Origin of the sequence: Halopseudomonas phragmitis, from assembly GCF_002056295.1 — a bacterium.
GTDB classification, from domain to species: domain Bacteria; phylum Pseudomonadota; class Gammaproteobacteria; order Pseudomonadales; family Pseudomonadaceae; genus Halopseudomonas; species Halopseudomonas phragmitis.
Map to the genome: position 1 here is coordinate 3,346,155 of NZ_CP020100.1, position 21,419 is coordinate 3,367,573.

Annotated in this window: 14 protein-coding genes; 7 read left to right on the forward strand and 7 right to left on the reverse strand. The window is 60.4% G+C overall.

From position 1 onward, the window contains the following. Nucleotides 1-358: 358 nt before the first annotated feature. Entirely contained in the window at nt 359-1,522 is a 1,164-nt protein-coding gene (locus tag BVH74_RS15515) for an EAL domain-containing protein (RefSeq protein WP_080050976.1), read from the forward strand. 43 nt (nt 1,523-1,565) lie between these two features. Here the strand turns inward: BVH74_RS15515 and BVH74_RS15520 are convergent, their stop codons facing one another. Together BVH74_RS15520 and BVH74_RS15525 are read right to left on the reverse strand one after the other, a co-directional pair. After that, nucleotides 1,566-1,790, reverse strand: coding sequence for a DUF2835 domain-containing protein (locus BVH74_RS15520; protein WP_080050978.1), 225 nt, complete (start codon nt 1,788-1,790; stop codon nt 1,566-1,568). After that, nucleotides 1,778-6,649 (reverse strand): NAD-glutamate dehydrogenase, encoded by a 4,872-nt coding sequence (locus BVH74_RS15525; RefSeq protein ID WP_080050980.1) that lies wholly within the window; start codon nt 6,647-6,649, stop codon nt 1,778-1,780. The genes BVH74_RS15520 and BVH74_RS15525 overlap by 13 nt, the downstream gene beginning before the upstream one ends. Before the next feature lie 175 nt (nt 6,650-6,824). Between BVH74_RS15525 and BVH74_RS15530 the strand changes: the two genes are divergently transcribed. From BVH74_RS15530 to BVH74_RS15555, 6 genes are read left to right on the forward strand one after another with little or no spacing between them, the layout of a single operon-like run. Then, nucleotides 6,825-7,784 carry an AAA family ATPase gene (locus BVH74_RS15530; RefSeq protein ID WP_080050982.1) on the forward strand — a complete coding sequence of 320 codons (960 nt, stop codon included), beginning with the start codon at nt 6,825-6,827 and terminating at the stop codon, nt 7,782-7,784. Next, a complete protein-coding gene (locus BVH74_RS15535; protein ID WP_080050984.1) occupies nt 7,781-8,749 on the forward strand; it encodes a DUF58 domain-containing protein in 969 nt (322 codons plus the stop codon). The genes BVH74_RS15530 and BVH74_RS15535 overlap by 4 nt, the downstream gene beginning before the upstream one ends. Next, nucleotides 8,746-9,204: a DUF4381 family protein gene (locus BVH74_RS15540; protein ID WP_165443809.1), complete on the forward strand. Its 459-nt coding sequence runs from the start codon at nt 8,746-8,748 to the stop codon at nt 9,202-9,204. Before BVH74_RS15535 ends, BVH74_RS15540 begins: the two co-directional genes overlap by 4 nt. Beyond that, nucleotides 9,197-10,192, forward strand: coding sequence for a vWA domain-containing protein (locus tag BVH74_RS15545; protein ID WP_080050986.1), 996 nt, complete (start codon nt 9,197-9,199; stop codon nt 10,190-10,192). The genes BVH74_RS15540 and BVH74_RS15545 overlap by 8 nt, the downstream gene beginning before the upstream one ends. After that, nucleotides 10,182-11,972 (forward strand): VWA domain-containing protein, encoded by a 1,791-nt coding sequence (locus BVH74_RS15550; RefSeq protein ID WP_080050987.1) that lies wholly within the window; start codon nt 10,182-10,184, stop codon nt 11,970-11,972. The genes BVH74_RS15545 and BVH74_RS15550 overlap by 11 nt, the downstream gene beginning before the upstream one ends. Further along, nucleotides 11,959-13,713, forward strand: coding sequence for a BatD family protein (locus BVH74_RS15555; RefSeq protein WP_080050988.1), 1,755 nt, complete (start codon nt 11,959-11,961; stop codon nt 13,711-13,713). The genes BVH74_RS15550 and BVH74_RS15555 overlap by 14 nt, the downstream gene beginning before the upstream one ends. 109 nt (nt 13,714-13,822) lie before the next feature. Here BVH74_RS15555 and BVH74_RS15560 read toward each other — a convergent pair whose 3' ends face one another. The 5 genes from BVH74_RS15560 to BVH74_RS15580 form a co-directional block, all read right to left on the reverse strand. After that, nucleotides 13,823-16,180: an efflux RND transporter permease subunit gene (locus BVH74_RS15560; protein ID WP_080050989.1), complete on the reverse strand. Its 2,358-nt coding sequence runs from the start codon at nt 16,178-16,180 to the stop codon at nt 13,823-13,825. 27 nt (nt 16,181-16,207) lie between these two features. After that, the gene (locus tag BVH74_RS15565; RefSeq protein WP_080050990.1) at nt 16,208-17,332 is read right to left on the reverse strand and encodes a YCF48-related protein; all 1,125 of its coding nucleotides are present in this window, start codon (nt 17,330-17,332) and stop codon (nt 16,208-16,210) included. A gap of 295 nt (nt 17,333-17,627) precedes the next feature. Continuing rightward, nucleotides 17,628-20,279, reverse strand: a complete 2,652-nt coding sequence (gene pepN, locus BVH74_RS15570; protein ID WP_080050991.1) for an aminopeptidase N — start codon at nt 20,277-20,279, stop codon at nt 17,628-17,630. A 9-nt stretch (nt 20,280-20,288) separates the two neighbouring features. After that, nucleotides 20,289-21,122 (reverse strand): DUF2797 domain-containing protein, encoded by an 834-nt coding sequence (locus BVH74_RS15575; RefSeq protein WP_080050992.1) that lies wholly within the window; start codon nt 21,120-21,122, stop codon nt 20,289-20,291. After that, the gene (locus tag BVH74_RS15580) at nt 21,122-21,388 is read right to left on the reverse strand and encodes a YeaC family protein (protein ID WP_080050993.1); all 267 of its coding nucleotides are present in this window, start codon (nt 21,386-21,388) and stop codon (nt 21,122-21,124) included. Before BVH74_RS15580 ends, BVH74_RS15575 begins: the two co-directional genes overlap by 1 nt. Between the last annotated feature and the right edge of the window lie 31 nt (nt 21,389-21,419).

Consider the following 21,419-nt stretch of genomic DNA (forward strand, 5'->3'; position numbering starts at 1 on the left):
CTAACGACCCGGGCGCCTTCAGGTCACGCGACACGCGCCCCACCCTAGGGCGAAACCTGACTTCACAATCCACCTCAAAGCGTCGAAAAAAATCATTATATTTCATGAGATTAAGAAGCTATCATGAACCCCAACACAAGATCGTTGCCCTATTTTGGGGCTCGCCCCGAGCGTACTGAAAGCCAACGGTATCGAAACGGCCCATGAGCACACCTGCGACGATCAGCCGCAGCGCACTCAGTGCCGCGTCAATCCGGACTCCAGACAGGGGGCCAGCGCCGCGAGCCAGCGTCACGGAGCTGCTTGGCTATAATCTTGCATACGTTTGACGCCCATAAATACCCGCCTGGAGAACAACGTGTTTAATGGCCACCCCCTGCCTTACTTCCAGCCACTGATCGATACCGCAACGGGCCGTATCGCCGGCTATGAAGCCCTGGCCCGATTGCGCGACGAAGAAGGCAACGTCACCAGCGCCGGCCCCCTGTTCACCGACCCGAGCGTCAACCCTGCGGACCTGCTGGAATTGGATCGCTGTATCCGCCGCATGGCGCTCGAACGCTTTCGCGATAACCCAGAGGGTTTCCTCAGCCTCAACATTTCACCGCTTTGGGTCAGTCAGCTCACTCCCGACTCGCCACTGCCAAGCCTGCAGTTGCTGGAGGAAGTCGGCCTGCCCCCCGAACAGGTGGTCTTCGAAATCACCGAACTGCAGGGCAACATCGAGCAGTTGCGCGACGTAGTCAAACGCTACCGCGAAGCCGGTATTCGCATTGCCATTGACGACTTCGGAGCCGGCTATTCGATGCTGGACCGGGTGTTGGCACTGGAACCTGACATTCTGAAACTGGATATTCAACTGTTCCGCAAGGCAGCCAGCGGCACAGGCAACAGCGGTGACTTTGTCCGGGCTCTGGCCCTGATGGCGGAGAAAAGCGGCTGCTGGATCATTGCCGAAGGCGTGGAAAACGAACAGGAGCTGCACTTCGCCCTGGAGTGCGGGGCGCGTTATGTTCAGGGTTACCTGTTTGCCCGCCCAGAGGAAAACTTCCTGCCCAACGACGCGGTGCAGGCGCAGTTCTCCCAATTGCGTGATCACTACGTCAAGGAGAAGCTGGCCGAACGCGCCCAATTGGCCAAGTTGCGCCGTGAGCTGGCGGTGCTTTTCAGTGAACTGCGTCAGTGGCTGAGCCGTGGCGCCCGCCCGACTGATCTGCCCTCTCCCAAAGCCTACCCCTGGCTGCTGCGCTGCTTCCTGTGCGATGCCCATGGCACCCAGATTTCACCTAACTACGAGTGGACCGGCCAGCAATGGCGTTCAGACCCGCGCTACCTCGACCACAACTGGTCGTGGCGCCCCTACTTCTACCAGATCCTGGCAGAGGCCGGTGAGGACAGCCGAGTCATCCTTTCCAATCGCTATCGCGATGCGACCAGCAACCAGTACTGCCTGACCTCGGGATTGTTTATCGACGACAGCCGACACCTGTTGCTGGTCGATATAGACCTGTCCCGGCTGTAATCGGTTGCAGCGGGAGCACAGATGCTCCCGCCTCCCGGGATCCTTAGCCTTCCAGCCGCTCCAGCGACACCAGCTTTCCATCCTCGGTAAAGCACATGAGGAAGCTGCCAAACACCCCCTCATGGGTCAGAAAACGCCGCAGGTGATGGGCCGGCAGACTAACCCGCCGGCCATCACGACTACGCATCAACACCCGTTCTGCTCGCCCCTGATACCAGGCCAGATAACGCTCGGCGGGCAGTGCCAGATCAACGATCAACTGCTGCATGCGTCCTCAACTGCCATTTGCCGTGCATTCTGAGCCAGATCAAGCAGCTCGCGCATGGCCACAGCCACCATCGGATAATCACCGCTGCCTGCGCTCTTGAGGTCAACCAGCATGGCACGCCAACGCTGTACCAGGGTCTGATTGCGCTCCACCCAGGTTTCGACCAGCTGGCCTACCGGTTGCTTGGCATCAGCTGATTGCAGAGCCGAAACGGTCATGGTCCGAATCTGCCAGTCCAGATCATCCCGGTAGCTTTCACGCGCCAGAGCCTGCCAATGGTTGTCCACCGGCAAGCCGGTGACCTGCTGGGCGAACCACGGCAATTGCAGCTCGCTACCCAAGGAGAAGAACACCTGAGCCACCCGCTCGGTCGGCTGCCCGGTAGCATCAGCCGCCTCAATGATCCCCAGCATGGTATAGAAATGCCCGGTACCGGCCACCAGGCGGGCGATTTCATCCGGCACTCCAGCGTCCACATAGCTGCTGAACTTGGCCTCCCACAAGGCTCGCACCGGGCCTTCGAACAAACTGTCGAACTGCTCAGCCAACGCTGCAATACGCGGGGCAAAATGCTCCACTTCACGGGCCGGATCCAGTGCCCCACGGCGGTTGCGGATAAACCAGCGAGTCGCTCGCCGTCCCAGCCGGGTCAGATCATCCATCAGTTCCATCTGCACCTCGGCTGGCACCTGGTGATCCAGTGCCTCAATGGCTGCGAAGTGCTCCATAAGCCGGAACACATCACGAGCCACCACATAGGCTTTGGCGATATCACTGGGCAAGGCCCCGGTCGACTGCTCCAGCCGGCGCAAGAAGGTAATGCCCATGTGATTGACCAGATTGTTGGCCAACTGGGTGGCAATGATCTCGCGACGCAAACGGTGGTTGCGCAATGCCGAGGCGTACTTGTTGACCAGGGTAGCCGGAAACGCGGTATTCAGCTCACGGGCGACATAGCTGTCCTCTGGCACATCCGAGGCAATCAGCCGCTCCTTGAGGTCGGCCTTGGAATAGGAAATCAGTACCGACAACTCGGCCCGAGTCAGGCCCTTGCCCTGTGCCACGCGCTCAGCCAACTGCTCATCATCGGGAATAAACTCCAACGCCCGGCTGAGCTTGCCGCTGTTTTCCATTTCGGTGATGAAGCGGCGGTATTCACCCATGGTCTGACGAGCCTGACACTGCGCCAGACTGATGGCCTGTGTCTGCTTGTAATTGTTACCCAACACCAGTTCGGCCACCGCGTCGGTCATGCTCGCAAGCAGCTTGTTGCGCTGCTTGCCGGTCATATCCTGGGCGGCCACCACTTCGTTGAGCAAGATCTTGATGTTGACCTCGTGGTCAGAGCAGTCGACCCCGCCGGCATTGTCGATAAAGTCAGTATTGGTTGCGCCGCCGTTGAGGCAGAATTCGACCCGGCCAAGCTGGGTCATGCCCAGGTTGCCGCCCTCACCCACCACCCGGCAGCGTAGCTCACGCCCGTTGACCCGCAGCACGTCATTGGCCTTGTCACCAACATCGGCGTGGGTTTCACTGGCTGCCTTGACGTAGGTGCCGATCCCACCGTTCCAGATCAGGTCCACTGGCGCCTTGAGCAGATTGTGGATCAGCTCAGCCGGCGTCAGCTTGTCAGCCTGAATATCGAACAGGCGTTTCATCTGCGGGGTCAGGCTGATCTGTTTGAGGCTACGGTCGAAAATCCCGCCACCCTCGGAAATCAGCTCGCGGTTGTAGTCAGCCCAACTCGAACGCGGCAGATCGAACAGGCGCTGGCGCTCATCGAAGCTGCGCTCGGCATCCGGGTCCGGATCGATGAAGATATGCTGGTGGTTGAAGGCCGCCACCAGCTTCAGGCTGCGCGACATCAACATGCCATTACCAAACACATCGCCGCCCATGTCGCCAATACCTATGACAGTGAACGGATCCTGCTGCACATTGATGCCCCGCTCACGGAAGTGCCGCTGCACCGAAACCCAGGCACCACGCGCGGTAATCCCCATTTTCTTATGGTCATAACCTGCCGAACCACCAGAGGCGAACGCATCGCCGAGCCAGAAGCCGTAGCCGGCGGCGATTTCATTGGCGATATCGGAGAAGGTAGCAGTGCCCTTATCTGCCGCCACCACCAGATAGGGGTCGTCATCGTCGTGGCGCACCACCTGGACCGGCGGCACCACCTGACCTTCAACCAGGTTGTCAGTCAGATCGAGCAGCCCTTGGATAAACAGCCGGTAACAGGCGATGGCCTCCTGCTGGATCTCATCGCGACTACCGCCTACCGGCAGCCGTCGGGGAACAAAGCCACCTTTGGCTCCCACCGGCACGATAACCGCATTCTTAACCTGCTGAGCCTTGACCAGCCCAAGCACCTCTGTACGGTAATCCTCTTCACGATCCGACCAACGCAAACCGCCTCGAGCGACCTTGCCACCACGCAGATGCACCCCTTCAAAGCGCGGCGAATAGACGAAGATCTCATACATTGGCCGCGGCAACGGCAATTCCGGGATCGCCTGCGGATCGAACTTGAAGCTGATGTAATCCTTGGTCTGGCCGGCGCTGTCGCTCTGGTAGAAATTGGTCCGCAGGGTCGCCTTGATCAGATCCAGATAGCGTCGCAGGATGCGGTCCTCGTTGAGCACCGCCACCTCATCCAGCGCGCCCAGAATCGCCTGTTCCAGGCGCTTCTGCTTGTCGTCAAGCGCCTCGCCCGTAAGCTTGCGAGCCAGATAGAAACGAGTCTTGAACAAGCGCACCAATTCATGGGCAATGGTTGAGTGGCTGGCCAGAGTGTTGGCGATGTAAGGCAACTCGAAGCCCAGACGAATCTGCTTGAGATAGCGGGCATAGGCGCGCAGCAATGCGACATCACGCCAGGGCATGCTGGCCAGCAGGACCAGGCGGTTGAAACCGTCGTTCTCAGCCTGCCCGCTCCAGACACCGATGAAGGCCTCACGGAACAGTTCGTTGACTTCCTGAATGTCCAGACCACCTTCCTGAGCGTAGGTAAACTCGAAATCGTGAATCCAGAAAGACCGGCCATCCTGACGCACGAAGCAGAACGGGAACTCGCCCAGCACCCGCAACCCGAGGTTTTCCAGAATTGGCATCACGTCCGACAGGGGCAGAGGCTCATCCAGATGGTAGAGCTTGCAGTGCAGCACCCCGCTCTTTTGCGCCAGTGGCTGGTAGAAGCTCATGCCCAGGCGCTGCTGATCGTTCAACGCCAGCAGGTGCTGCAGATCGACCACCCCGGTCGCCGGAGTGAAGCGCTCGCTATAGCCAGCTGGAAATCCACCGGAAAATTGACTCATCGCTTCGGTAGCCTTGGCCTCGCCGAGGCTTTCCAACAACCGGTCATTAAAATCATCCTGCCAACTGCGACAGGCGTGAATCACATCCTGTTCGATTTTCACGGGGTCAATATCCAGGGGTTGTTTGGGATCCACACGCAGAATGAACTGAGTGCGCGCCAACACAGATTCGGAAAAACTGGTCCAGAACTCGCATTCGCTGGAGTGCAGACGATCCATCAGTACCTGCTGGATCTTGATGCGAATGTCGGTGGAGTAGATCTCACGCGGGACGAATGCCAGGCAATACCAGAAACGCCCATAGTTACCCTGACGCAGGAAAATCCGGACCTGATTGCGCTCCTGAATCTGTACGATCCCTAGGGCCGTGCTACTCAGCTCCTCTTCGGACATCTGGAACAGGTCGTCACGGGGCATTACCTGCAGGGTCTGATCCAGCTCCTTGCCCAGATGCCCATGCGGGTCAAAGCCTGAAGCCCGCCGCACCGCATCGACCTTGCGTCGCAGGTAGGGAATCCGGTCGACGCTATCGGTGTAGACCCGCGAGGTAAACAACCCCATGAAGCGGTGTTCAACCAATACCTGGCCATATTCGTCCACTTCTCGCACCGACACATAGTCCGGATAGGCCGGCCGGTGAACCCGGCTGAAACGCGAAGCCTTGGCGAAAGACAGCAGCAATGGGGCTTGCAGGTAATCGAGCACCGACTGCGGCAGGTTCTCGATATTGTCATCCAGCGGGCGTAACCGCAGTACGCCCAGACTGCGCTCGCTGCGCACGCCCAAACGGCCCACGGCCAGGCCTTCATGCACAGAGAACTGTTCATAACCCAGGAACGTGAAGTGGTTATCCAGCAACCACTCGAGATAGGCTACCGCTTCATCGCGCTCAACCCGGCTGAAATAATTGGCCTTGCGCCCCTTGAGCAGCTTGATCAGAGCCTGAACTTCAGCCTTCATCGGCTCGAAATCACTTACCGCTGCCCGCACATGGGCTAGCGACTCCTTCAGGCCGGCCTGAACCGCCTTGAGCTCGGAAGCACTGGCACAGCGATCGATCTCAATATACATCACCGATTCGGGATGGCTGTCAGGGGGCGACTCACCAGGCGCGCAGATAGTCAGCAACTCACCCTTGGCATCACGCACCACCTGCATCACGCTGTTTTGCAGAGTATGAATTGAGTAGCCCTGGCGCTTGAGTTCCATGCGCACGGTATCAACCAGAAATGGCGAGTCCTGGTGTACCAGCTCGACAATGGTATGTGTCGATTGCCAGCCGTGCTGCTGGGTATCGGGATTGAACACCCGCAACTTTTCCGCCGCCCCCTTAACGCTCTGGAAAAACCGCCAGAACGACAGGGTACAACCAAGCAGATCGGTGTCATGCCGAAGCAGTAGTTCGTTCAGGGATACGATTCCGAAGAACTGCTCGTTGAAGCGGGCAATGGGTGCCTTGTCTTCCGCTTCTACCAGTGTCAGCAAGCGGTTTCTGAGGATAGACAGGAACTCGTCTTTGCTGCTGGCCAAAATGAATGCCATGATGCCTCCAGTTTGTTATCGGCGGCCGTGTATCCGGCCTTGGCAAATATGAAGCACGACTCAGGACAGAGAGTCACGCGCATGTCGCCTGGTTAACACTATTCGCCGCAAGCATTAGTCTAGACCAGAGTTTTTTCGTTAAAGTGACGTTCCCAATGAGCCAGGAAATCCGTTGATGTCCCACCGCGAACAGTTGCTCCAGCTCAAGACGTTCATGGGCCAGCAGATCTTTGGCCAGGAAGCCCTGATCGATCGCATGCTGATCTGCCTACTGGCCGGAGGCCATGTGCTGGTCGAGGGCGCGCCCGGATTGGCCAAGACCAAGGCTATCAAGGCCCTGTCCGAAGGTATCGAAGCCGACTTTCATCGCATCCAGTTCACCCCTGACCTGCTCCCGGCAGACATCACCGGCACCGAAATCTATCGCCCGGAAACTGCCAGCTTCAGCTTCCAGCAGGGACCGATTTTCCATCACCTGGTACTGGCCGACGAAATCAACCGGGCACCGGCCAAGGTTCAGTCAGCGCTGCTTGAGGCAATGGCCGAGCGCCAGGTCAGTATCGGCCGGGAAACCTACCCGCTGCCCGAGCTGTTCATGGTTATGGCGACCCAGAACCCGATCGAGCAGGAAGGCACCTACCCGCTACCCGAAGCCCAGCTTGACCGCTTCCTTATGCATGTGCGTATCGGTTTCCCTGATGCCGCCCTGGAACGCCAGATTCTGCAACTGGCCCGGGGCGAAGCTCAGGGGATCGAACCGCAGATTGCCCGCAAGATCAGTCAGGACAGCATTCTCGCCGCTCGACAGGAAGTGCTGGCACTGTTCATGGCCGAGGCAGTCGAGGAATATTTGATCCAACTGGTCATGGCCACTCGGCGCCCCGAACTCTACAGCCCTCAATTGGCCGAATGGCTGCAGATGGGGGCAAGCCCACGCGGCACCATCGCCCTGGACCGCTGTGCCCGGGCCCACGCCTGGCTGGCCGGACGTGACTTCGTCAGCCCGGAAGATGTTCAGGCAGTCGTTCACGATGTATTGCGCCATCGTCTGATTCTGAGTTTCGAGGCAGAGGCTGCCGGCATTGACGCCGATCGCGCCATTGCCCTGCTGATGGAGTCTGTCGCCGTCGTATGAGTCGCCCCGATCCCGGTCCGCCGCCAGGTCTCTATGCCAGCCTGGACAGCCTGCTGGAAGCCCGTCAGCACTGCCAGGAACTGCCGCTGTTCAGTCGCCCGATGCGCAACAGCCGGCAGAGCGGTCGCCAGTACTCACGTCTGCGCGGCCGGGGCGTGGACTTCGATCAGGTCCGCGCCTACTTGCCCGGCGATGACATCCGCAACATCGACTGGCGCGTCACCGCCCGTACCCGCAAAGTCCACACCAAGGTTTTCAACGAGGAGCGCGAACGGCCGATCTTCATTATCTGCGAACAGAGCGAGCGACTGTTTTTCGGTAGTCAGGAACGACTGAAGTCGGTGCTGGCCGCCGACGTCTGTGCGCTGATCGCCTGGACGGCGCTGTCGCACAACGACCGGGTCGGCGGCATGGTATTCGATGCCCGGCAGTGTCATGAGGTACGGCCACGACGTAGCCGCCAGGCGGTCCTGGAGCTGTTTCGTCAATTGCTGAGCGCCAATCACGCCCTTGGCCAGCATGACCAGGACAGTCTGAATGAACAGGACGGCCGGAACGAGCCCCTGAACCTGGCTCTGCGCCACAGCCGCGAGGTTATTCGCCCAGGCAGTATTCTCTACCTGCTTTGCGATCATGCTGCGATTGAGCAGATGAACCAGGCACTGCTGGTTCCCCTGGCAGCCCACAACGATCTGGTTCTATTGCCACTGGTTGACCCTTTGGACAGCCAGTTGCCAACCCACGGCCCACTGGCCTTCAGCCAGGCCCAGCAGTGGCTGACCCTCAACACCAGTGATCCAGCCACCCAGGCCGCCTATGGCGCGCAGTTCACCGCCCAACAACAGGCCTGGCAGCATCTGGCCCGACGTCTGCATTGCAGCCTGCTGCCCATGGATACCCGGCTACCGGCAGTCGAACAACTGCACAACATGCTCGACCCACGTCCACGCCGAGGTCGGCGGTGAGCGCGCCACTCTACAACGCTCTGGTCCACCCACAGCCACCGCCGCCCGTTGGTTGGTGGCCACCAGCACCGGGCTGGTGGATTATCGCCGGCCTGCTATTGCTGGTGCTCGCCAGCCTGCCCTGGATGATTATCATCTGGCGCCGCCAGCGTCAGCGCCGGCAATTGATTCAGCGCCGTCTGGCCAGCCTGCCCCAGGGACTCAATGATCGAGACTGGCTGGCCGCGATCAATATACTGCTCAAACGCCTGCTCAAACAGCAGGGGTTCGATGCCGCCACCCGGCTCCACGGTCAGGCCTGGCTCGATTATTTGTGCCAGCACCCGGATGTCGATCGCGATGCACTTACGCCACTGGGAACCGGGCACTATCAACGCCAGCCAACGCTGAGCAGCGAGCAACGCCAACGCCTGCTCCGCGAGCTGGCCCGCTGGATGCGCCGCCAGCATGTTTGAACTAGTCTGGCCTGCCGCTCTGTTGCTGCTGCCTCTACCCTGGCTGGTACGCTGGTTGCTGCCGGCGGCCGAACAGCGCAGTGCCGCGCTGAAGGTCAGCTTCCTCAACCGCCTTCAGCGTCTGCCAAGCCAGCAACTGAACACTCGCAGCAACCGTCAACGTTGGCCATTTCTGCTGATCTGGAGTTTGCTGGTACTGGCCGTTGCCAGACCGCAAATGCTCGGCGAACCTATTGCCCTGCCGATCACCGGGCGCGACATGATGCTGGCGATCGACCTGTCGGGCAGCATGGAGTTTCGCGATATGCAGTTGGCCGGAGAGGAAACTGATCGTCTGACTCTGCTCAAGCACCTGCTCGAAAGTTTTATTGCCCAGCGTCACGGCGACCGCCTGGGCCTGATCCTGTTCGGCTCCCAGGCCTACGTGCAGGCTCCACTGACCCTGGATCGCGACAGCGTACGCTACTGGCTAGAGGAAAGCTTCATTGGCCTGGCCGGCCGGGAAACCGCCATCGGCGACGCCATCGGCCTGGCGACCAAGCGGCTCAGCGCTGAGTCGGCAAAAAGCCGGGTGCTGATCCTGCTGACGGACGGTGCCAATACCAGCGGCAGGGTCTCACCGATCCAGGCGGCCCGGCTGGCAGCCAGTCAGGGCATACGTATTTTTACCATTGGTATAGGTTCGGACAGCCTGCAGCGTAGTGACCTGCTCGGCCTGATCAGCCTGGAGTCCGATTCTTCATTGGATCTGGACGAAGGTACACTGCGGGAAATTGCCTTGCTGACCGGCGGAGAATACTTTCGTGCCAGCGATGAACAGAGCATGCAGGCGATTTATCAACGCCTGAATCAACTCGAACCTGCGCTGCGCGACGGCCAGCCAATCCGCCAGCGCCAGCCGCTCTACCCGTGGCCGCTGGCCGTGGCCCTGCTCGCCAGCCTGCTGATCGCCCTGCGCTCGACGCCCGGGAGGTCGCATGTGGCCTGACAGCCTGAGCCAGTTCGCTCTGCTGCGCCCCTGGTGGCTACTGCTGCTACCACTGGCCTACTGGCTGTGCTGGCGGTTATACCGACACAAGGGCGGACGCTCGGGCTGGGAAACCCTGCTGCCACCGCACCTGCGCACCGCCCTGTTACAGCGCCACCCAGGCGGCAGCCATGGCCGCCGCTACCTGTTGCTCGCCCTGGCCTGGACGGTAGCGATCCTGGCCCTGTCAGGCCCGGCTCGGGAGCGGGCGGTTGAAGCGCCGGGCCCAGACCAGCAGGCCCTGGTTATCGTTCTCGATCTGTCGCGGCACATGCTCGCCACTGACCTGACGCCCAATCGCCTGACTCGCGCCCAGCACAAAATTCAGGACATCATCCGCCACAATCCCGAGCAGCAGATCGCCTTGATCGTTTACGCCGGCAGCAGCCACTTGGTGACCCCTCTGAGCCGAGACCGTAATACCCTGAACAACCTGCTGGCCTCGCTGCAGCCGAACATCATGCCCAGTGACGGCCGACAACCGGACCAGGCCCTGAGTCTGGCCACCAACATGCTCGCTGGCTTGCCGCCACGCAGTACCCAGGTACTGCTGATGACCAGCGGACTGGAGGGTGAAACGCTGAAACAGCTGGAACAGCATGCCCGGGAGTTGGGTAGCCGCCTGGCAATACTCGGCATCGGCACCAGTACCGGCTCACCAGTTCCGCTGTCCGGGGGAGGCTTTATGCGCGATGCCCAGGGCAGCATCCTGCTCCCGCGCCTTGACGCCCAGAGCCTGGCCAGCATAGCCCGGCGCTACGGCGGCGGTTACCATGGCATTACCCTGGATGACAGCGATCTGGATCACCTGTTGCGTACACTTTCCATCCGCTCAGCAAACATCGACACAGAGCCCAGCCAGCACCTGAGCGACCTGGGCCACTGGCTGCTATTGCTATTGCTGCCACTGGCCGCCCTGGGCGCCCGGCGTGGCTGGTTCGGCCTGCTGCTGTGCGCCATGCTCCTGCCCCAACCCAGTGAAGCAGCCAGTTGGCGCGACCTGTGGTGGACCCCAGACCAGCAGGCCAGCAAACTACTGGAGAGCGATGCAGTTCAGGCCGCCGAACGCTTCGACGACCCAGCCTGGAAAGCCTGGGCCTGGTATCAGGCCGGCGACTACTCTCGCGCCGCAACCCAGTATGCCGAACTGATCACACAGTGGCCCGACAACCCGGAGTATCATTTCAACCATGGCACAGCCCTGGCCATGGCCGAGCGCTACGAAGAGGCCCTGGACGCCTACGAGCAAGTGCTGACCCGGGTGCCGGAGCATCAGGCCGCCAGGCACAACCGCAGCCGGATCGAAGCCTGGCTGGAGGCACAGCAGCAGGACGCCGAGCCGAGCGCTGAGCAAGATCAAGCGCCGGCCAAAGCCGAGCCGGAGCCTAACGAGCCATCAGTTGGCCCCAGCCAAGGGAATGGCCCGGATCATGACACTGACAATGCGCTATCCGAGACTGAGACATCATCAGCTGACGGCATATCACCTGGCTCTGCCGGTAGCCTTGGCGAGCAAGTCAGCGATGCCACCCCGACCCCCGGCGATGCTGCCAGCCCGACAACCAGCAACCAGCAGCCGGCCAATGACATAGGCAGCGCCGCACCGGGCTGGCGCGAGAGCGAGCAGGCTCTGCAGCTCTGGCTCAACGATCTTCCGGACGACCCAGGCGAACTGCTGCGCCGCAAGTTTCTTTATCAGCATTTGCAACGACAGGACGCAGGTTTCGATGACAGCCCCTGAGCAACCGCCGATTCAGCCCGACCAGGCAACCACAGGGCGGACCCAACCCCGCCCTGCCCGACCGGGCGCTCCCCGACAGCTTGCGCTGACGCTGGGATTGCTGCTCCTGCAACCATTGACGCTTTTGGCTGCCAGCTTTGAGGCCAGTGTCGACAGGACCCGGCTGGTCGAAGGGGAAACCCTGGAGCTGACCCTGGAAACCAGTGCTGGCAATCGCTTCAATCGCCCCGACCTTACCCCGCTGGAGGAAAACTTCCAGATCCAGGGCACCCGTCAGCTCAGCCTGGTCAGCCAGATCAACGGTCGCAGCCAACCAGCGACCCGCTGGATCATTACCCTGCTGCCCAAGCACACTGGCTATCTGATCATTCCAGCCCTGGGGGTCGATGAGCAGGCCAGTGAACCCATTGCTTTGCAGGTCCTCTCGACCGCCCAGGCCGCCGAAGACGACAGCGCTCAGCTTGCCCCCCTGTTCATCGACAGCGAAGTGGATATAGAGAACCCCTATGTCCAGGCTCAGGTACTGCTGACCCTGCGCATCTACCACTCGGTTTCTCTGTATGACGACTCAAGCCTGAGCGGCCTGGATATCCCTCAGGCTCGTGTCGAAAGCCTGGGGCCGCCGCGCCATTACGAGCGACTGATCAACGGCGTGCGACATGGCGTCATCGAAGTCCGCTATGCCCTGTTCCCTGAGCACAGTGGCCCGCTGGAGATCCCCTCGCAGCTGTTCAGCGCCACCGTGCTACAGGCCCGTGACAGCAGCGAACGGTTTTCCCCCCGTACCGGACGTCTGATCCAGGTGCGCTCACCCAGCATCACCCTCGACGTACGATCAATCCCGGCAGGCTATCCGGACGACGCCCCCTGGCTTCCCGCCCGTAACCTCAGCCTGGAACAAGGCTGGCAGCCGGAACCTGACCTGGACCTTCTGACCGGAGAACCTCTGACCCGCACGCTGATCATCAGTGCCGAAGGGCTCAACGCCAGCCAGTTACCCAGTCTCCAGAGCCTGAATCCAGCCCTGGAAAAGAGCCTGCGTCAGTATGCCGACCAACCCCGCCTGGAAAGCCGGATCACCGAAGCCGGGGTACAGTCCCAGCGCCAGGACAGTGCGGCACTGGTTGCCCAACGTGAAGGGATCTACGCCCTGCCGGCGGTCGAGGTGCATTGGTGGGATACCCAGCAAGAGCGTCTGCGTACCAGCCGGTTGGAGGCTGTCAGCCTCAGTGTACTGAGCAGTGAAAGCTTCACCGGCTCCGCCTCGCCAGTGGTCAGCGCCGGCAGCGAGCCTGCTGGCCCTCGTCTATGGCCATGGCAACTGGCGACCGCCCTGCTGGGCATGGGACTGCTTGCCTGCCTGAGCCTGCTGCACCGGACTCGCCGCACCTTACGCCAACTGGAGCAGGAAGAGCCCGAGGATATCGTCGACATCGAAGAACCCGGCAACCCGTTGATCGATTTGCAGGCCGCCTGCCGAGCCAACCAGCCAAGCGAAGCACGCAAGGCTCTGGAGGCCTGGGCCCGCCAGCAGCACAGCGAAGGCCTGATCGGCCTGGCCCAGCAACACCCGGAACTGGCCGAAGCCCTCGACGAACTCAATGCCTGCCTGTTTGGCCAGAATGATGCCCCCTGGCGCAGCAAGCCGCTGTGGCGTGCAGTACGGATGATTGTCCAGATGCACAAGCGCCAGCAGCAGGAACCCAGCGACAACCTCGCCAGCCTATACCCCGACGTCTGACCCCTGCTTAGCCGCCCCCATATGAGCGCCTCGCAGGCGCGCAGTTTGAAATAAAAAAAGGCCACCCCCTCACAGGGGTGGCCTTTTCTGGTTCCAGCAAGCCTTGGGCTTATTCGCCGTTACGCAGTTTCTCCGGACGAATCAGGAAGCGTGCCAGAGCTGGCAGCAGCCACAGGGCACCGAACATGTTCCACAAGAACATGAAGGTCAGCAGGATGCCCATGTCAGCCTGGAACTTGATCGCCGAGAAAATCCAGGTCGCCACACCGATGGCCAGAGTGAAGCCGGTGAAGGTCACCGCCTTACCAGTGGTCTTCAGGGTCTCATAGTAGGCTTCCTGCAGCGGCAGGCCTTGACGCAGGTAGGTCTCCAGACGGCTGTAGATATAGATGCCGTAGTCGACACCGATCCCGACACCCAGAGCAATTACCGGCAAGGTCGCTACCTTCACGCCAATCCCCAGGAACGCCATCAGCGCATTGGCCAGGACCGAGGTCAGCGCCAGCGGGATGATGATACACAGTACCGCACGGATCGAACGGAAGGTGATCAGACACATGAAGATCACCACCGCGTAAACGGTCAGCAGCATCTTCAGCTGGGACTTCTCGATCACCACGTTGGTGGCAGCCTCGATACCAGCATTACCGGCAGCCAGCTTGAACTCCAGAGTCTCGGTGTTCTGCTCGGCAGCGAACGCCTCGACAGCTGCCGTGGCGCGTTTGAGGGTATCGGCCTTGTGATCCTCCAGGAACACCATCACCGGTGCCAGCGAGCAATCGGAGTTGAACATACCGGTCGGGGCACGGCTGATCGCGTTGTTCAGGTTGTCCTGGTTACGCGACAGCGCCTGCCACTTCAGGTTGCCCTCGTTGTTGCCCATGATCACCTGCTTGGCCACAGTCACCAGAGAAACGGTGGACTGAACGCCCGGCAGGTTGACCATCTTCCACTCCAACTGATCGATGGCATCCATGGTTTCGTAAGCCGAACACATTTCGGTCGGCGTACTGACCATGACCACCAGGATGTCGGAACTGGTCGAGTAGTTGCTGATGATGAAGTCGTTGTCGAGGTTGTAGCGTGAATCCGCCCGCAGTTCCGGAGCACCCGGGTCCAGGTCGCCGATCTCGACATTCTTGCCGTAATAGATACCGAAGCCAAAGGCCAGGATGGCCAGAACTACCGATACCGGGGCCACGGTCGGGTGAGCGAACTTGGCAACGGTCAGCCACATTTTCTGCGGGCGTGCAGCCAGCTCACGCTTGCGCTTGACGGCGGCCTTGCTGATACCAATGTAGGACATCAGGATCGGCAACAGAATCAGGTTGGTGAGGATGATCACACCAACACCCACAGAGGCAGCGATACCCAGCTCGCGGATAACCTCGATCTCGATCAGCAGCAGGGTCACGAAACCTACGGCGTCGGACACCAGGGCCACGATACCCGGAATGTACAGAGCGCGAAATGCCCGACGTGCGGCAGTGTTGGCGTCATCGGCGTGGGTATATTCGATCGCCATACCGTTGATGATCTGCACACCGTGGGAGATACCGATGGCAAAGACCAGGAACGGCACCAGAATCGAGTACGGATCAAGCCCGAAGCCCATGCTGCGCAACAGACCCAACTGCCAGACAACAGCAATTACCGAGCAAACCAGGGTCGTCAGCGAGCTCTTGAGGCAGCGGGTAAACAGCAGCAGCAGGACAAAGGTGATCAGCAATGCGGCGCCGAAGAAACCAACGACCTTGATGATACCTTCGATCAGGTCACCGACTTTCTTGGCGAAGCCGACGATGTGAACACTGATGTTCGGGTTCTCACCCTGGAACTCGCTGCGAATTTTTTCTTCCAGCAGGCGCGAGAACTCGCCGTAATCCAGGCGGATCAGCTCGCTCTGGTTGTCCGGATTCGGATATGACTCCTGCAGCGGCACCTCGATGATGCTCGACTTGAAGTTGTTCGCTACCAGACGGCCAATTTCACCGGACTTGAGGATGTTCTCGCGCAGTTCCTCAAGATGCTCCTCGGTTAGATAGGCAGGCTGGTTGGCTACCGGACCACCGTCGAAACCGTATTCGGTCACTGCGGTCCAGCGTACGTTCGGAGTCCACAGCGAACGCATGTTCGAGCGGTCCACACCCGGCAGGAAGAACACCTCGTCGTTGATGCGCTTGAGGGTTTCCATGTACTCGGTGGAGAAGATATCGCCATCCTTGATCGCCACAGCAATCCGGATCGAGTTACCGAGACCGGACAGGTCATCCTGATGCTCGATCATATTGACGATATAGGGGTGCTTGAGAGGAATCATCTTCTCGAAGCTGGTATCCGGCTTGACCTGGGCGGCCTGATAGCCGAAGAACAGGGTCAGCAGGGTAAACAACAACAACACGAAAATTCGGTTGTTGAAAATTAACCGCTCAATGAGTGGCGCGGTTTCCTGATGATGCTTGGACATCCAGTATCTCCTGGCGCTTAATTATTATCAGTTGCCTGGGTTCAGACCGTTGGCAGCGGCTTTCATGGCGCCGCGCTGACCGAGCAGCAACACACTGCCATCCGGCAGCGGTTTGGCAGAGGCCAGAGCCATGCGATCGGGACGGGTCATGACCTCGAAGCTGCGACCGTTGTCGCTGCTGGACACCACAGTCCCGCCCAGACCAACCACCACCAGGCGGCCGTCATCGGAGAGGTGGCCACCGGACAGGGTCGCTTCCAGCGGACCGTTGTTCGGAGTGTTCAGCTCAACTTGCTCCCAGGTGTCACCAAAATCATCGGAGCGGTACATGTTGCCACGCAGGCCCCAGGTCAGGACAACTTCGGGCTCGGTGGTGCCGGACACGCCGAACCAGGAACCGTCATAGGGCAAGTCTTCGAGGGTTTCCCAGGTATCGCCGAAATCAAAGGAGCGGTACATGGTGCCCATTTCACCAACCAGGAACAGGCCGGTGTCGGGAATGGCAGAGATGGCGTTGTAGTGGAAGCCGTCTTCGTTGTCGATATCGAAAGACACATCATCCCAGTTCTGGCCACCATCGTCGGTACGCAGGAAGATGCCATAGGCGCCGACTGCAAAACCGGTCTGGGCGTCACGGAACCAGACATCCATCAACGGCCGCTCAAGCAAGGAGTCCACTTCGTCCGGGTCGGACAACGCCGGATCCCGGTACTGCAGCTCCCAGCTTTCGCCACCGTCGCTGCTGTGCAGGATCAGAGCATCGTGCCCCACGGCCCAGCCGTGTTGCTCATCGGCGAAATATACCGCCGTGAGCACCTGGCGCACCGGCGACGGGGCCTGGGTCCAGGTCTGACCGTTGTCATCGGAATAGACGATGTGACCGCGGGTGCCTACGGCAACCAGACGATCACCGGCACGCGCGACATCCAGCAGCAGAGTGCGATGGGCAATGGCAGACATCACAGCGGGTTGAACATCATCGAGAGTGGGCTGAGCATGAGCCACGGCGACGGGCAGACAGGTCAAGGCGGTCGAGAGGCCCAGAGCCGTCAGGATCTGACGAGATAACGATAGTTTACGCCCGCTGCCAGGTTGGCCGCCGTGACGGGCCTTAGCATAGGACGGAGCGTGCCGCTCGATGGGCTCACGCATACACCATTCCCCCTTATTCTTATAGGACACCCTGCCTCGGGGCAGGACATATTATGAACCTCGTATGCGGGATGCCGGCCATACACAGCTGGCCAGCGGCTATCCCGAGGCTCACTAATACTAACGGGGTTGGGCAACCCCTGCCAACGGCGCTTGGTTATCTTTTGTTAATCACGTCAATGATGGGGAGTGTCTCAGGACGGTGCAAACCCTGTGTTTTGCCGACACCTACCCCTGGTTTTCAGGGGCAGGCTTCAACACCGCAGTCCGAGCCCAATAACATGCACGCGCGCCCTCAAGCCAGGGACTTGCTGACCACCTCATAAACGTCTGGCGACAGCCCCTCAAGCGCCATAATGCGCTCCAGCTCGGCGCGCATCAGGCCTTGCCGGGCACTGTCGAACTTGCGCCAGCGGGTCAACGGCGTGGTCAGGCGCGAGGCAATTTGCGGGTTCAGCGCATTCAGTTCGATGATTCGCTCGGCCAGGAAGCGGTACCCTGCCCCATCGGCGCGATGAAAACCGACCAGATTCTGGTTGGCGAAGGCCCCGATCAGCGCCCGGACCTTGTTCGGATTGCGCAGATTGAAGGCCGGATGCTGCATCAGCGCTTCGACCCGCTCCAGCGCGCCCGGCAACCCGCAGGTGGCCTGCACGCTGAACCACTGGTCCATGACCAGAGGATAGCCCTGCCAGCGCTCGGCAAACTGAGCCAGCGCCGCCTGCTTGGCCTCCTCGAACGGTGAATTGACCAACGCCACCAGCGCTGCCTGGCGATCGGTCATGTTATTGGCCTCGACAAACTGGCGCACACAGGCCGCCAGCATGTCGTCGCCGGCCTCGATCATCAGATAACCGAGCAGGGTATTCTTCAGGCTGCGCCGCGCCATGGCGGCCGCCTCGGCGCTGTAGGGCTCAGCGATATTCAGTTGCCGCCAGCGCATCAACATCTCGCTGCGCAGCGCCAGGGCCAGCTCACGCCGCAGCGTCTCACGCACCAGATGAATCGCCTCAACATCGGCAACCTCGGCCAGTTCGACCAGATAGGCTTCAGACGGCAGACGCAGCATCTCGGCCACCATCGCCGGATCCAGTGTTTCATCGGCCAGCAGACTGCGGTAAACCTCGATCAGCCGCTGATCCGCCAGCAACGGGCGGCCGGCCTGATGAATGCCAACCAGCCCCTGCATCACATCCACCGCCAGGGCCTGGCAGGCTTCCCAGCGGTTGAAGCCATCCGGGTCATGCTTGGCCAGAAACACCCGATCATCACGGCTGTAGGGATAGCTCAGCTTGACCGGTGCGGAAAAACCGCGCAGTAGCGACGGCAGAGGTTCCTCGGTAAGGCCTTCAAAGGTGAACACCTGCTCGGCCTCGGTCACCGCCAGCACCGTTTCGTTACCACGTGCGGCAGAGTCACTCACCAGCTTCAGTGGCATTTCCTGGCCTTCGCTGTCCAGCAGCGCCATGCGCAGAGGAATCACGAAGGGCAATTTCTCGCTCTGACCGGGGGTCGGCGGGCAGCTTTGCTTGCATAGTAGGCTGAACTGACCAGTGGCGGCATCCCAATGACCGTGAACCTCCAGCCGCGGGGTGCCGGCCTGGCTGTACCAGCGTTTGAACTGGCTGAAATCCAGGCCGTTGGCATCTTCCAGCGCCTTGACGAAGTCATCGCAGGTCACCGCCTGGCCGTCATGACGCTCAAAATACAGGTCGGTGCCCTTGCGAAACCCCTCAGCCCCGCACAGGGTATGCAGCATACGCACCACTTCGGCACCCTTCTCGTAGACCGTCAGGGTGTAGAAGTTGGAAATCTCGATAAAGGAATCCGGGCGCACCGGATGGGCCATCGGGCCGGCATCCTCGGCGAACTGATTGGCACGCAGGAAGGTTACGTCCTCGATACGCTTGACCGTGCGCGAGTTCATATCGGCGCTGAACTCGGCATCGCGGAACACGGTGAAACCTTCCTTGAGCGACAACTGGAACCAGTCGCGACAGGTCACCCGGTTGCCCGACCAGTTGTGGAAGTACTCATGCGCGACTACGGCCTCGACCCGCTGAAAGGCCAGATCGGTGGCGGTATCGGGGTGGGCCAGTACGCAACTGGAGTTGAAGATGTTCAACCCCTTGTTCTCCATCGCGCCCATGTTGAAGTCGTTGACCGCGACGATCATGAAGATGTCCAGGTCATACTCGCGACCATAGACTTGCTCATCCCAACGCATCGAGCGTTTCAGGCTGTCCATCGCATGCCCGCACTGCTCGCGATTCTCCGGCTCGACATAGATACGCAGGTCGATTTCCCGGCCGCTCACAGTGGTGAAACTATCCTGAATTAGCACCAGATCACCGGCCACCAGGGCAAACAGATAGGCCGGTTTGGGGAACGGATCCTCCCAGGTAGCCCAATGACGACCGGCCTCATGCTCGCCAGCGGCAATCGGATTGCCATTGGACAGCAGCACCGGATAGTCACCCTTGTCAGCGATCACCGTAGTGGTAAAGCGGCTCATCACATCCGGGCGATCCAGGTAATAGGTGATCTTGCGAAAACCCTCGGCTTCGCACTGGGTGCAGAACATGCCGCCGGACTTGTACAGGCCTTCCAGCGCCGTGTTGTTCTGCGGCTCGATACGGGTGGTCAGGGCCAGCTCGAACTGCGCGCCGGTCGGTTGCAGGCTCAGGCTGTGGGTATCCACCTGGTAGTCGCCTTCGGCCAGCGACTGGTCATCCAGCGCGACGCTCAACAACTGCAACTGCTGGCCGTCCAGCACCAGTGGTGGCAAGGTTTTCTGCGGCTTGTCGGCATTCAGGCGCAGCGCCAAACGACTGTGCACCAAGGCATGATCCTCGAACAGCTCGAAGGTCAAATGGGTCTCGTCGATCCAGTAGTCGGGCTGCTGGTAGTCCTTGAGGTAGATGGTCTTCGGTTGTTCAGTACGCATGGTGGTTCCTCAACTGACACTGACCGACAAACTATAGGCCGTGTACTTGCGAATATTGATGACAGCGGTGTCGAGCAGCAGATACTGGCCCTTGATGCCCAGCAGCGTGCCTTCAAGCAGCGGCTCCTTGTCGAGATTGGCTGACTGCGGTTTGGCGGCATACTCCAGCACCGGATAACTGATCTCCAGAGGCTCGGCATTACTCAGCAACTGAATGGCCTGCAGACCGAAGCGCTGCTGCAACTCGCTGATGCCAGCTTGGGCGTTGTCCAGCAGGCGATCACGCTCGGCCAATAGATCCAGCGGCTCGGGCTCACCCTTGAGCAACGCCCGCCAGTTGGTCTTGTCCGCCACCTGCTGACGCAGTAGGTCCTCGACCAGCCCGGACTGCTGGCGCGTGGCTACGCGCAGAATCGGCAGTGCCTGACTGGCACCCTGATCGATCCAGCGCGTCGGCACCTGGGTTGCCCGGGTGATGCCGACCTTGAGCCCGGAAGAGTTGGCCAGGTAGACGATGTGATCAGTCATGCAGTACTGCTCACCCCAGGCCGGCTCGCGGCAGGTGCCCTGGTCGTAATGACATTTTTCCGGGCTCATGATGCAGCTGTCGCACTGCGCCAGCTTGGTAAAACAGGGGTAGCAATAGCCCTGACTAAAGCTTTTTTTGGTCTTGCGCCCACAATGGGTGCAGTGGATTGCGCCCAGCGCTTGCAGGCGCAGGGTCTTGCCCAGGCATTCGTTGAGAGGCAAACGCTGATCGCCGATCGGCAGACTGTAGCGCACCGGCGCCTCAAGCTCACCAACCAGCTTGCTGACACTGCCCTCACCACTGAGAAACGCCATCAGTGCAGAGTGCTCGAGCCGGTGGAAAACAGGATATTGGGAATTTCCTTGTCCTGCGACTTGCAGCCCTGCGGCCCCATATAGCCGGTACGCTCTTCTTCGGGCAGGTTGTCGGTTTCCCAGGCGATCATCGCCTGCAGGCACAACTCCTTCTGCTCCTGGGTCAGCTTGCGCCCATCCGGCCATTTGCCGATTTCCACGGCCGTCTTGAGACTCGCATAGACGTCGGGAGTGATGCTGCGCAACATGTCGAGGAAGGTGGTCATGGGGAGCTCCGGGGGAATGGCGAAAAACAAG